Origin of the sequence: Trichococcus palustris, assembly GCF_900114465.1 — a bacterium.
Classification (GTDB): domain Bacteria; phylum Bacillota; class Bacilli; order Lactobacillales; family Aerococcaceae; genus Trichococcus; species Trichococcus palustris.
Map to the genome: position 1 here is coordinate 137,682 of NZ_FOTD01000005.1, position 13,106 is coordinate 150,787.

Here is a 13,106-nt window from a genome sequence, read left to right on the forward strand (position 1 = left end):
TGATGGTTAAAGCAATTCTGGACAATGCTACAGATAGAATGAAAAAAACTGAGGCAGCGCTTTTGCGTGAATTGGGTTCCATTCGTGCAGGCCGTGCAAACGCTAGTCTTTTAGACCGTATTCAAGTTGAATATTACGGTGCGCTGACACCCGTTAACCAATTGGCATCGGTAACCATTCCGGAAGCGAGAATGCTGATGGTTACGCCTTATGATAAATCAAGCATCGGTAATATCGAGAAAGCCATTTATCAAAGCGATTTGGGAATCAATCCTTCAAGCGACGGCAATGTCATCCGTCTGGTCATTCCGGCTTTGACGGAAGAACGCCGTAAGGAATTGGCGAAACAAATCGGAAAAGACAGCGAAGGCGCTAAAGTTTCTATTCGTAACATCCGTAGAGATGCTATCGAAGAATTGAAAAAAGCGGAAAAGAATAAAGAAATCACGGAAGATGAGTTGCGTACTTATGAAAAACAAGTGCAAGACCTGACTGACAAATCTTCTAAAGAGATCGATAAGATTGCCGCTGAAAAAGAAAAAGAAATTTTAGACAAATAATCATTGGTTCAATGGTAAGGAAGGTCCAGGACAAACTGTCTTGGACCTTTTTTCAATGGCTCGCCATTCGAGTGGAAAAGGGACCATCAAAACGATTCCAGCGACAGCGAATTTAAAATTATCTTAATTAAGTGATTAACATATGAATTGGCCTCGTTTTTTGTTAAAATAAATAGAGTTATGAAAAAGTGAGGGATATAGGATGGCTTTTTTTAGAAGTGAAGATCCAAAAAATGAACTGATTTTTGATGAAGAGGGGCTCATCCCCGCTCATGTCGCCATCATTATGGACGGCAATGGCCGTTGGGCAAAGAAACGGATGATGCCGCGTGTTTATGGGCACAAAGAGGGGATGAATACAGTCAAAAAGATTGCGATTCATGCCAGCAAATTACAGGTTAAAGTATTGACGCTCTATGCCTTTTCAACCGAAAATTGGAAACGCCCAAATGAGGAAGTCAACTTCTTGATGGGATTACCGATCGATTTTTTTGATGTTTTCATGCCGGAGATAATGGAAAATAACATCAAAGTCACAACAATCGGTTGGATCGAACATCTGCCTGAGAAAACATTGAAGGTTGTGGAGAATGCAATCGAGAAGACGAAAAATAATACGGGCCTGATATTGAATTTCGCTTTGAATTATGGGTCCAGGCTCGAAATTTCGGAAGCCGCGAAACGGATAGCGCAAGATGTCGGCAACGGAACGATTACTTCTGATGACATCACAGAAGAACTTTTTTCATCATACCTGATGACAAGCCATCTTGGCGCTTTGCAGGACCCGGATCTGCTGATCCGGACGAGCGGAGAAATCCGCTTGAGTAATTTTTTGCTGTGGCAAGCAGCGTACAGCGAAATGTATTTCACGGATGATTTCTGGCCGGATTTCTCGTCGAAAAGTTTAGAAGCGGCCCTTGCTGAATACCAACACCGTAATCGCCGCTTCGGCGGGATTTGAGGAGGATGTCATGAAAACCAGAACAATTACCGCATTGGTGGCTGCCGCGATATTTATTCCGTTTGTATGGCTGGGATCCTGGCCGCTTCAGTTATTCATCATTGTTCTAGGGATGATTGCTGTATATGAATTGCTGAAAATGAAAAAACTGCCGCTTTTCAGTTTTGAAGGCATTATCACTATGGCGACCGCCATCCTGTTGATGATGCCCGAATCGTATTTGAGCTTCATCCCCTCTGGCATTGATGCTATGTTGATCATCTATTTTGAAGCGTTGGTGTTGTTCGTCAGCACCGTTTTTTCGAAAAATGATTTTACATTCGACGATGCTGCCGCCTCCGTTTTGACATCCCTTTATGTCGGAAGAGGATTTTATTATTTTATCCAAACCCGGGAAATCGGTTTTTGGATGGTCATGCTCGTGTTGCTGATCATCTGGGGGACGGATATCGGCGCTTATTTGGTCGGCAGAAAAATCGGAAAAAACAAGCTTGCGCCTGTCATCAGCCCGAATAAGACGATTGAAGGTTCCGCAGGTGGTACGATTTTGGCGTTAGTGATCGCCATCGTCTATTTCCACTATTACAACCCGCTCGAATTATCGATGGGCCTGCAGATCATGTTGACCATCATTCTGTCCGTCTGCGGGCAGATGGGTGATTTGGTCGAGTCTGCATTCAAACGTCATTTTGGGGTGAAGGATGCGGGGACAATATTGCCAGGACACGGCGGCATTTTGGACCGGTTGGACAGTACCTTGTTCGTTATGCCTGTCTTCCATATCTTTTTGCAATTCATCCTTTAATTCAGGATAGAACCAGTACGTAAATAGTCGGAGGGGATAACGTGTTTCAAACCATAATTACTTTCATTATCGTATTCAGCATATTAGTGATTATCCATGAATTCGGCCATTTTTATTTCGCAAAAAAATCAGGCATCTTGGTGCGGGAATTTGCGATCGGAATGGGCCCGAAAGTATTCTCTCACAGAAAAAATGGGACAACCTATACAGTCAGGATATTGCCGATCGGCGGTTATGTCAGAATGGCCGGTTTAGGCGATGAGAATGTAGACTTGAAACCGGGGATGCCGGTTAAAATTTCTGTTGATGACGAACAAATGGTAACGCAGATCGATTTAAGCAACAAACAACAGATTCATGCCGTGCCGATTGAAATCCTTGCCGCGGATTTGGAAGATAAACTATTCATCAAGGGAATTATCCCTGGCAGCGCGGATCCGGTCACCTATAAAGTGAAGCGCGATGCGACGGTTATCGAGCAGGATGGCACCGAGGTGCAGATTGCGCCAATCGATGTGCAGTATCAATCAGCTCCGCTATTGAACCGCATGATGACAAACTTTGCCGGTCCGATGAACAATTTCATTCTTGGCATTGCGGTATTCATCGCGATTGCCTTTATGCAGGGCGGTGTAATGGCCAATGACAGTCGTTTAGGTGAAATCCAGTCCGGAAGCCCCGCCGAACAGGCTGGTCTGCAAAGGGACGATGAAATCGTAGCCGTAAACGGGAAAGCCGTCGATACATGGACAGCGTTGGTCGAAGCGATCCAAGTAAACCCTGAAAAAGCTGTGACGCTTTCTGTCATCACCGATGGACAGGCAGAACGGGAAGTGGTGGTGACGCCGGATAAGAAAACGGATGCGAAAGGGAATGTGTACGGCTTGATTGGGGTAGCCGCACCAATGGATACTTCCATCAGCGCGAAGGTCAGCTATGGCTTTCAACAATTTTGGTTAATAGCAACCTCCATCTTCAGCTTGATCTTCTCCATGTTCCGCACCGGATTCAAGGCCGATGCCTTTGGCGGGCCAGTGGCAATCTATGCGGCCACAGAGCAGGTCGTCAGTTACGGATTTTTGAGTACGCTCAGCTTCCTCGCTTATTTGAGCATCAACTTGGGTGTGGTAAACCTATTGCCGATTCCAGCATTGGATGGAGGCAAAATATTGCTGAACATCATTGAAGGGGTCCGCGGCAAACCGATGGAGCCTGAAAAAGAAGGCATTATCACCGCAATCGGTTTTGGCTTGCTGCTGCTGTTGATGGTATTGGTTACGTGGAATGATATCCAAAGATTTTTCTTTGGTCAATGATCTAGGATGAAACGAATAGAAAGATTCAAAGAAAGCACGATTCATTCTTTGAATCTTTTTATTTGTTAACAGAAAAGGAGAGCTCAAATGACTTTATCGAAAAAAGAACTGTTCAAACAGCTCTTGGAACAAATTAATTTACAGCATCAAACGGATTATCTTCCCTATTTTGAAAATGGAGAGGTTGAAAATGTCATTGTCCATAGGAAATCGAAACTATGGTCCTTTGTCTTTGTTTTTGACAATGTCTTGCCTTTTGAAGTGTTCAACGCTCTGCTGTTGCAATTGAAGATTAAATTTCAATCCATTGCGGCGATAGATTTTCAAATCAAGACCAGGAATCCGGTCTTAACGAATGAGGGCATCCTTGATTATTGGGAAACCGTCGTTGAAAGAAGCAACATCTCTTCTCCGCTTGTGCAGGGCCTCTTTGCAAGGCATACACCGGCTGTGAACAACAACAAGGTCGTCATCAGCGTCGAGAACGAAATCACCAAAAATCACTTGGCTGACAACTATTTGGCTATCATCCAACAGAACTATCTGAATTTGGGTTTCCCTAGCTTCCAGATAACGATTGAAATCGATGAGGAAGCATCCGAAGCGCGGATGGCGCAATTCCTTGCCAGAAAAAAAGAGCAGGACGATATGTTGATCAAGCAGGCTGAAGAAGCAATCAAGCAGAATCAACAAGAAAGACAGCGCGGGGACGGCTCGAACGGGAAAGCTGCCAGCAACGGGCCATTGACCATCGGCAGGCAGATTTCTTCAAAAGAGGAAGTCAAACAGATGAGCACCATTACGGAAGAGGAACGTTCCGTCGTGATCGAAGGCTATGTTTTCGACAGTGAAGTGCGCGAACTGCGCTCAGGCAGAAAATTGCTGATCTTCAAAATGACGGATTACACGTCATCCTTTTCGGTTAAACTGTTCTCCTCGAACGAAACGGATGAGCAGAATTTCGAATTGGTCAAGAAGGGCATCTGGGTCCGGGTCCGCGGAAGCGTGCAGGAAGACACCTTTATGCGGGATTTGGTCGTGAATGCGCGCGATGTCAACCAAGTGACCCATCCTGAACGGAAAGACACGTCACCAGAAGGCGAAAAAAGAGTGGAATTGCATCTGCACTCAAACATGAGCCAGATGGACGCAACCAACAACATCGCCGATTTTGTCAAACAAGCGGCAAAATGGGGGCATAAAGCGATTGCGCTGACGGATCATGCAGCCGCCCAGGGCTACCCGGATGCCCATGCGGCCGGCAAGGCAAACAACGTCAAAATCCTCTATGGGATCGAAGCTTACGTGGTCGACGACGGGGTTCCAATCGCCTACAACCCCGTTCACGAAGATCTGAGCGAAGCCACCTATGTCGTCTACGATACCGAAACAACGGGATTATCGGCGGTCTACGATACTATCATCGAATTGGCTGCCGTCAAGATGTACAAAGGGAACGTCATCGATACCTTCGAAGAATTCATAAACCCAGGTCATCCTTTATCCCAGACGACGATCCAATTGACGGGCATCACGGACGATATGGTCAGAGATGCGAAGCCGGAAAAGACGGTATTGGAAGAGTTCGCTAAATTCTCCGAGAATACGATACTTGTTGCGCATAACGCCAGCTTCGATATGGGATTCCTGAACAACAGCTACGGGCGGAACGGGATGCCGGAGGCGCCCAATCCCGTCATCGATACGCTCGAGATGTCGCGCTTTTTGCATCCGCACCTGAAATCGCATCGGTTGAACACGTTGGCGAAACGCTATGGCGTTGGCCTTGAACAACATCACCGGGCAGTATACGATTCCGAAACAACCGGACACCTCTGCTGGATCTTTCTGAAGGAAGCGTCAGAAGAACACAACATCCTGTTTCACGATGAATTGAACAAGTATATCGGCGGCGGGGATTCCTACAAACGTGCGCGTCCTTTCCATGCCACTATCCTTGCCAAGAATCAGGATGGCTTAAAAGATCTGTTCAAAATCATTTCCTCATCAAATATCGATTATTATTATCGTACGGCGCGTGTACCGCGCAGCATGCTGCAAGCGAACCGGGAAAATCTGTTGATCGGATCCGCCTGCAGCGAGGGCGAGATTTTCGAGGCGATGATGCAGAAAGGCGCCGAGGTGGCCAAGATTAAGGCAAAATTCTACGATTACATCGAAGTCATGCCGAAAGAGGTCTATGCACCCCTTATCGCAAGGGAATTGGTGAAAAATGAACATGACCTGGAAGAAATCATTTCTCAGATCGTTACGATAGGCGATGAATTAGGGAAAACGGTCGTCGCGACCGGAAATGTCCACTACTTGAACAGGGAAGATGCAGTTTACCGTGAAATCTTGATGAGTTCGCTGAAGATAAATAGCGGCAGACAACTGCATTTGCCGGAAGCGCACTTCCGCTCGACCGACGAAATGCTGAACTGTTTTGCCTTCCTGGGAAAAGAGAAAGCGAAGGAGATCGTCGTGACGAATTCCCAAAAAATAGCCGACAGCATCGAGGAAATCACCCCAATCAAGGATCAGTTATATACGCCAAATATGGAAGGATCGAATGAGGAGATAACGAAACTTGCTTATGATGAATCGAGACGGCTTTATGGTGAAGAACTGCCGGAGCTAGTTGAAAAAAGACTGGAGAAGGAATTGAACTCGATCATCGGGAATGGTTTCTCGGTCATTTATCTGATCTCCCAGAAACTCGTGTTGAAAAGCAATCAGGACGGTTATTTGGTAGGTTCGCGGGGATCGGTCGGTTCCAGTTTCGTCGCGACCATGACCGGGATTACGGAGGTCAATCCGTTGCCGCCGCATTATCGTTGCCCGGAATGCAAATACTCCTACTTCTACGAGGATGGTTCGATCGGTTCGGGCTATGACTTGGAAGAAAAAGACTGTCCGAAGTGCGGGGCCAACCTGGACCGCGATGGGCACGATATTCCGTTTGAAACTTTCCTTGGATTCTATGGGGATAAAGTACCCGATATCGATCTGAATTTCTCCGGGGAATACCAAGCGCAAGCCCATGCCTACACGAAAGAACTGTTCGGTGAAGATTATGTCTACCGTGCCGGTACAATTGGTACGGTTGCGGATAAGACCGCCTTCGGATACGTGAAAGCCTACGAACGGGACCACAACCTGCGCTTTTCATCGGCAGAGGTGGACCGCCTTGCCAAGGGATGTACCGGCGTCAAGCGGACGACCGGCCAGCATCCCGGCGGTATCATCGTTATTCCGGATTATATGGATGTCTATGATTTCACGCCGATCCAATTTCCGGCGGATGCCCAGGACTCGGAATGGAAAACGACCCACTTCGATTTCCATTCGATCCATGACAACGTGCTGAAACTCGATATCCTTGGACACGATGACCCGACCGTCATCCGGATGCTGCAGGATCTGTCGGGAATGGATCCGCAGACGATCCCGCCGAACGATCCGGATGTCATGACCATATTCGGAAGCACGGATATTTTGGGTGTTACGCCGGATCAGATTTTCAGTAAAACGGGGACGCTGGGCATACCGGAATTCGGTACGCGCTTTGTTCGGGGAATGCTGGAACAGACAAAACCAAATACTTTCGCCGAATTACTGCAAATTTCCGGACTGTCACACGGTACCGACGTTTATCTCGGCAACGCCGAAACGCTGATCCGGGAAAACAATATCCCGCTGGCGGACGTAATCGGTTGTCGGGATGACATCATGGTCTACCTGATCCACCATGGCCTGAACGATGGCCTGGCTTTCAAAATCATGGAGAGCGTGCGGAAAGGGAAAGGGATTCCGGATGATTGGCAAGCGGAAATGCGGGCTCAGGAAATACCTGAATGGTATATCCAATCCTGCCTGAAAATCAAGTACATGTTCCCGAAAGCCCATGCCGCCGCCTACGTATTGATGGCGCTGCGGGTTGCCTATTTCAAGGTGCATCAGCCGATTCTTTATTACTGTGCTTTTTTCTCCGTCAGGGCGCAAGATTTTGATCTGGTCGCAATGACGCAAGGGAAAGAGACGATCAAATCGCGCATGAAAGAAATCATGGATAAGGGACTGGAAGCATCCGTGAAAGAAAAGAGTTTGCTGACTGTATTGGAATTGGCGAACGAAATGGTCGAAAGAGGATTCGCCTTCAAAATGGTGGACTTGGACAAATCGCATGCGAAGAACTTCGTGATCGAAGGCGACAGCCTGATTGCGCCATTCCGGGCCATCCAAGGGCTGGGAGAAAACGTGGCGAAGCAGATTGTGCAGGCCAGGGAAGATCAGCCGTTCCTCTCAAAAGAGGATTTGGCAACGCGGGGGAAAGTTTCGAAAACCATCATCGATTACATGAATGAAAACGGCGTATTGAAAAACTTGCCGGACGAAAATCAACTTTCTTTGTTCGATTTTTAACCGGTCGGCTCAAAAAGGCCTCAATTACGGCAAGTTGTTGCATATTACGTTTAATTAGTGTATGATATAAAAAGAATAAATGGTCGGATGGAGTGAGCGGAAACGTTCACTCTTTTTATGCAATCAACCAGAGTCAATGCTAGAGAACCGATAAAGGAGGGTTTCTGTGAGTCGTATAGTAGAAGAAGTTCGCGCAGTGGTCCAACCCATTGTGGATGAACAGAATTTTGAATTAGTGGATCTTGAGTTTGTGAAGGAAGGGAAGAACTGGTTTCTTAGAATTTATATCGACAAACCAGGTGGTATCGATATTGAGGAATGCGCCTTGATCAGCGAAAAAGTCAGCGACGCCTTGGATGCCATTGATCCTGATCCTATCCCGCAAGCATACTTCCTAGAAGTTTCTTCGCCAGGTGCAGAACGTCCTTTGAAAAATGAAGCGGATATGCAAAATGCCATCGGCCAATATGTACATTTGTCATTTTACAAGGCTATCGACGGTGAAAAGTTTTATGAAGGCATATTAAAAGAAGTGACAGATGAGAAGGTCGTATTGACCATCAGAATCAAGACAAGAACAAAAGACATCGAAATTCAAAGAAATCAAATTGCAAATGCGAGATTGGCTATCCAATTTTAATCTGAATTTGAGATAGGAGTGAAAAGTAAAAATGAGCAAAGAAATGTTAAATGCTCTTGAAGTTTTAGAAAAAGATAAAGGTATCTCAAAGGAAATAGTCATCAGCGCCTTGGAAGCTGCCCTTGTGTCGGCGTACAAACGCAACTATGGCCAAGCACAAAACGTGGAAGTGGCATTCGACGAAAAAAAAGGCGACATACACGTCTATGCAGTAAAAGAGGTTGTCGATATGGTATTCGACTCGACTTTGGAAGTAAGCCTGGAGGATGCCTTGGAATTGAACAAGGCCTATGAGCTTGGCGATAAAATCCGCTTTGAAGTGACTCCAAAAGATTTTGGACGCATCGCTGCCCAAACCGCAAAACAAGTCATTATGCAACGTATCCGCGAAGCGGAACGCAGCAACGTCTACAACCAATTCATCGCATACGAAAATGATATTCTGACCGGTGTTGTTGAAAGACAGGACAGTCGCTATATTTATGTGAGCTTAGGCAAAATCGAAGCTGTTTTATCTAAACAAGAGCAAATTCCTAACGAAGTATTCCAACCGCATGACCGCATCAAGGTGTATGTCACAAAAGTCGAGAACACATCAAAAGGACCGCAAGTATTTGTAAGCCGCAGCCATCCGGATCTGTTGAAACGTCTATTCGAGCAAGAAGTTCCTGAAATCTACGACGGCGTAGTGGAAATCGTTTCGATTGCACGGGAAGCAGGCGACCGTTCTAAAGTTGCTGTCCGTTCGCGCGATAAAAACGTAGACCCTGTCGGTACTTGCGTTGGACCAAGAGGACAACGTGTCCAAGCCATCGTGAATGAGTTGCGCGGAGAAAACATGGATATCGTGGAATGGAACGAAGATCCTTCCGTATACATCGGCAATGCTTTGAATCCGGCGCAAGTCGTGAAGGTTGATTTCCATCAAGCAGATGGCAGCTGCACAGTCATCGTACCGGATTACCAATTATCATTGGCCATCGGTAAAAAAGGTCAAAATGCTCGTCTAGCGGCAAAATTGACAGGCTATAAAATCGACATCAAGTCAGAAACAGAGTACAATAAAACATTGATGGAATCTGGTGCGCAAGTAGTTGATGCAACCGACGAAGAAGACGAAAACACATTGAATTCGTTTGCTGGATTGGATAAAATCTTCGCTGCAGAAGAGGTTTCCGAAGATGTGGCTGTTGAAACGGAAGAAACAGATTATAACGAAGAATACGAGAACGATGAACAAATTCTTGATTCTGAAGATGTAGAAGAATTGATTTCCGAAGTTGAGACGGATCCTGAACAAAGCTACGATGAATTAGTAGATGACTATCGAGATTAATCAATGAGGTGATTATTCATGAAAAAAAGAAAAATCCCGATGCGTAAGTGCGTTGTTTCAAACGAAATGAAACCAAAGAAAGAATTGGTTCGTATCGTCAAAAATCAAGAGGGCGAAATTGCCATTGACCCGACCGGTCGCATGAATGGACGTGGAGCTTATGTTTCACTTGAACCTGAATTGGTAAAAAAAGCTTGGAAACAACATATTCTGGATAAGCATCTGGAAATGACCATCAGCGATGAATTCTACCAAGAACTGTATGACTATGTAGAACATCAAAAAGCAAGGAGCTTATTATGACACCTGAAGAAAAAATGTTGAATTTACTTGGTTTGGCTTTACGTGCAGGTAAATTGACGACAGGTGAAGAAATGACCGTCAAGGCTGTTCAAAAGAATGAAGCCGCATGTGTCATTTGTGCAAGTGATTGCAGTGACAATACCAAAGAAAAATTAGAAAACAAATGCCGCTTTTATAATGTTCCGCTTGTAATGATTTTCACTACAGCGGAGATCAGTCAGGCAATAGGCAAAACTCGTTCCATTTGCGCCCTGACTGATAGAGGATTTGCCAAAAGCTTTTTGCGGCTGAAAGGAACAGAGTAATGAGATAAGGAAGGTGACGACATGGGGAAAAAACGTGTCTACGAGTACGCAGATGAACACAAAGTATCAAGTAAAACAGTCTTGGAAAAAGCGAAAGAATTGGGAATCGATTTTCACAGTCATATGTCTACAATGGAGGACAGTGACATCAGCAAGTTGAATAAATCGATCCAATCGTCTGCAGCTGCAAAAGGGGATGCGAAAGCTAGCACGCCTCCGACAGCGAACAAGCCAAGCCAACCAACAAGCAACCAAAAAATAAATACAACCGGTCAACCAAAACAGAATGATAAGCGTGAACTTAGTCAAGACAAAAACGTTAAAGATAAATCCTCTCACCATTCTCAAACTAAACCGAGTACCAATCCCGTTAAGCAGACGCAAACAAGCAACAATCAAAATAAAAATACCAATCGACCTGCCCAAACAGCAGGTCAAACCGGACAAACAAGTCCAAATACTAAAATGAATCGAGTTGAATCTGTTTCGCCAAACAAATCTAATGATAAATCAGCGCATACCAATGCACCTTCTTCAGCTACACCAAATCGTCCAGCCTATGGACAGTCTGCTGGAGGATCTAATCAACGCAATAAAGGGAGAGGAAACGCTCCTTACAACAAAAACAAACGCTCTAAATTCAAAAAAGGCTCTGTAAAGCAAGGGCCTGCTGTTCCACCAAGAAAGTTCAGAGAATTACCGGAAACATTCGTCTACACCGAAGGCATGTCCGTTTTGGACGTTGCCAAAAAATTGCATCGTGAGCCAGCTGAAATCATCAAGAAATTATTCATGATGGGCATCATGGTAACGCAGAATCAAGAGCTTGGAAAAGAAGCCTTGGAATTGCTTGCCGCTGACTACGGTATCGAAGCGGAAGAAAAAGTGGTTGTCGATGTCTCTGATTTGAACAGCTATTTTGAAGTGGAAGACAATCCGGAAGATTTGAAAGCAAGACCACCCGTTGTAACCATCATGGGTCACGTCGACCACGGTAAAACAACATTGCTTGACTCATTAAGAAACACAAGCGTCACCCTAAGCGAAGCCGGCGGTATCACACAGCATATCGGGGCTTACCAAATCAAAATCAACGGCAAACCGATCACCTTCTTGGACACACCAGGACATGCCGCGTTTACAACCATGCGTGCCCGCGGTGCTGATGTTACCGACATCACCATCATTGTGGTGGCTGCCGATGACGGTGTTATGCCGCAAACCATCGAAGCCATCAACCACGCGAAAGCTGCTGAGGTTCCGATCATCGTTGCTGTCAACAAAATCGATAAGCCAGGCGCAAATCCTGATCGCGTCATGCAAGAATTATCCGACCAAGGATTGATTCCGGAAGCATGGGGCGGCGATACGGTCTTCGTTAACATCTCCGCTAAATTTGGGCAAGGTATCGATGAACTATTGGAAATGATCTTGTTGGTTGCTGAAGTGCAAGAATTGAAAGCTAATCCAGATCGTTTAGCTATCGGATCCGTCATCGAAGCACGTTTGGACAAATCAAAAGGACCGATTGCGACAGTACTGGTGCAAAACGGTACATTGAAAATAGGCGATCCGATCGTAGTCGGCAATACTCATGGTCGTGTCCGCGTGATGACCAACGATCAAGGCAGACGCGTAAAAACTGCAGGACCTGCAATGCCAGTGGAAATCACCGGATTGAACGCAGCACCGCAAGCGGGGGACCATTTTGTAGTCTTCGAAGACGAAAAAACAGCTCGTCAAGCAGGGGAAGAACGTGCCAAACGCGCTTTAATGGAACAACGTTCAAGTCAAAACCGCGTTACATTGGATAACCTGTTCGCAAGCTTGAAGGATGGCGAACTGAAAGAAGTCAACGTCATCATCAAGGCCGACGTACAAGGTTCGGTGGAAGCTTTGGCAGCAAGTCTGCAAAAGATTGAAGTTGAAGGCGTACGCGTTAAAATCATCCACTCTGCAGCGGGTGCCATTAACGAAAGCGACGTAACGTTGGCGGCGGCAAGCAATGCCATCATCATCGGATTTAACGTTCGTCCTACGCCGCAAGCTAAAATCCAAGCGGATGCTGAATCGGTTGATATCCGTCTGCACCGTATCATCTATAACGCAATCGACGAAATCGAAACAGCCATGAAAGGGATGCTTGATCCAGAGTTTGAAGAACAAGTTACCGGACAAGCCCTTATCCGTGAAACCTATAAAGTTACCAAAGTCGGTACCATCGGCGGCGCATTCGTTACTGACGGGTTCATTGCAAGAAACAGCAGCATCCGCGTAATCCGTGATAACATCGTTATCTTCGACGGTAAGCTAGCTAGCTTGAAACGATTCAAGGATGATGCAAAAGAAGTTAAAAAAGGCTTCGAATGCGGCTTGATGGTTGAAGACTACAATGATATCCGTATTGATGATGTCATCGAAGCGTACCATATGGTAGAAATCAAGAAATAAT

General features: G+C 45.8%; 10 protein-coding genes. All 10 read left to right on the forward strand.

Annotated features, from left to right (window positions below):
* Positions 1–2: 2 nt before the first annotated feature.
* Complete coding sequence (frr, locus tag BM101_RS05215) at positions 3–560, forward strand: ribosome recycling factor (protein ID WP_087031773.1); 558 nt, start codon at positions 3–5, stop codon at positions 558–560.
* Positions 561–762: 202 nt separating this feature from the next.
* Positions 763–1,524, forward strand: coding sequence for an isoprenyl transferase (locus BM101_RS05220; protein ID WP_087031770.1), 762 nt, complete (start codon positions 763–765; stop codon positions 1,522–1,524).
* 10 nt (positions 1,525–1,534) lie between these two features.
* Positions 1,535–2,329, forward strand: a complete 795-nt coding sequence (locus BM101_RS05225; RefSeq protein ID WP_087031766.1) for a phosphatidate cytidylyltransferase — start codon at positions 1,535–1,537, stop codon at positions 2,327–2,329.
* A 41-nt stretch (positions 2,330–2,370) separates the two neighbouring features.
* The gene (gene rseP / locus BM101_RS05230) at positions 2,371–3,645 is read left to right on the forward strand and encodes an RIP metalloprotease RseP (protein WP_087031763.1); all 1,275 of its coding nucleotides are present in this window, start codon (positions 2,371–2,373) and stop codon (positions 3,643–3,645) included.
* 87 nt (positions 3,646–3,732) lie between these two features.
* Entirely contained in the window at positions 3,733–8,070 is a 4,338-nt protein-coding gene (locus BM101_RS05235) for a PolC-type DNA polymerase III (protein WP_087031760.1), read from the forward strand.
* Between the two features lie 166 nt (positions 8,071–8,236).
* Positions 8,237–8,710, forward strand: a complete 474-nt coding sequence (rimP, locus tag BM101_RS05240; RefSeq protein WP_087031757.1) for a ribosome maturation factor RimP — start codon at positions 8,237–8,239, stop codon at positions 8,708–8,710.
* Between the two features lie 31 nt (positions 8,711–8,741).
* Entirely contained in the window at positions 8,742–10,046 is a 1,305-nt protein-coding gene (gene nusA / locus BM101_RS05245; protein WP_087031756.1) for a transcription termination factor NusA, read from the forward strand.
* A gap of 18 nt (positions 10,047–10,064) precedes the next feature.
* Positions 10,065–10,349 carry an RNase P modulator RnpM gene (rnpM, locus tag BM101_RS05250; protein ID WP_087031753.1) on the forward strand — a complete coding sequence of 95 codons (285 nt, stop codon included), beginning with the start codon at positions 10,065–10,067 and terminating at the stop codon, positions 10,347–10,349.
* The gene (locus BM101_RS05255; protein ID WP_087031750.1) at positions 10,346–10,654 is read left to right on the forward strand and encodes a L7Ae/L30e/S12e/Gadd45 family ribosomal protein; all 309 of its coding nucleotides are present in this window, start codon (positions 10,346–10,348) and stop codon (positions 10,652–10,654) included. Before rnpM ends, BM101_RS05255 begins: the two co-directional genes overlap by 4 nt.
* Positions 10,655–10,675: 21 nt before the next feature.
* Positions 10,676–13,105, forward strand: a complete 2,430-nt coding sequence (infB, locus tag BM101_RS05260; RefSeq protein ID WP_087031747.1) for a translation initiation factor IF-2 — start codon at positions 10,676–10,678, stop codon at positions 13,103–13,105.
* Position 13,106: the final 1 nt, after the last annotated feature.

Excerpts from the sequence above, each read along its gene's own strand:
- frr (WP_087031773.1), top strand. The coding sequence starts at position 3 with ATGGTTAAAGCAATTCTGGACAATGCTACAGATAGAATGAAAAAAACT.
- BM101_RS05235 (WP_087031760.1), top strand. The coding sequence starts at position 3,733 with ATGACTTTATCGAAAAAAGAACTGTTCAAACAGCTCTTGGAACAAATT.
- nusA (WP_087031756.1), top strand. The coding sequence starts at position 8,742 with ATGAGCAAAGAAATGTTAAATGCTCTTGAAGTTTTAGAAAAAGATAAA.
- BM101_RS05220 (WP_087031770.1), top strand. The coding sequence starts at position 763 with ATGGCTTTTTTTAGAAGTGAAGATCCAAAAAATGAACTGATTTTTGAT.
- infB (WP_087031747.1), top strand. The coding sequence starts at position 10,676 with ATGGGGAAAAAACGTGTCTACGAGTACGCAGATGAACACAAAGTATCA.
- rnpM (WP_087031753.1), top strand. The coding sequence starts at position 10,065 with ATGAAAAAAAGAAAAATCCCGATGCGTAAGTGCGTTGTTTCAAACGAA.
- BM101_RS05225 (WP_087031766.1), top strand. The coding sequence starts at position 1,535 with ATGAAAACCAGAACAATTACCGCATTGGTGGCTGCCGCGATATTTATT.
- BM101_RS05255 (WP_087031750.1), top strand. The coding sequence starts at position 10,346 with ATGACACCTGAAGAAAAAATGTTGAATTTACTTGGTTTGGCTTTACGT.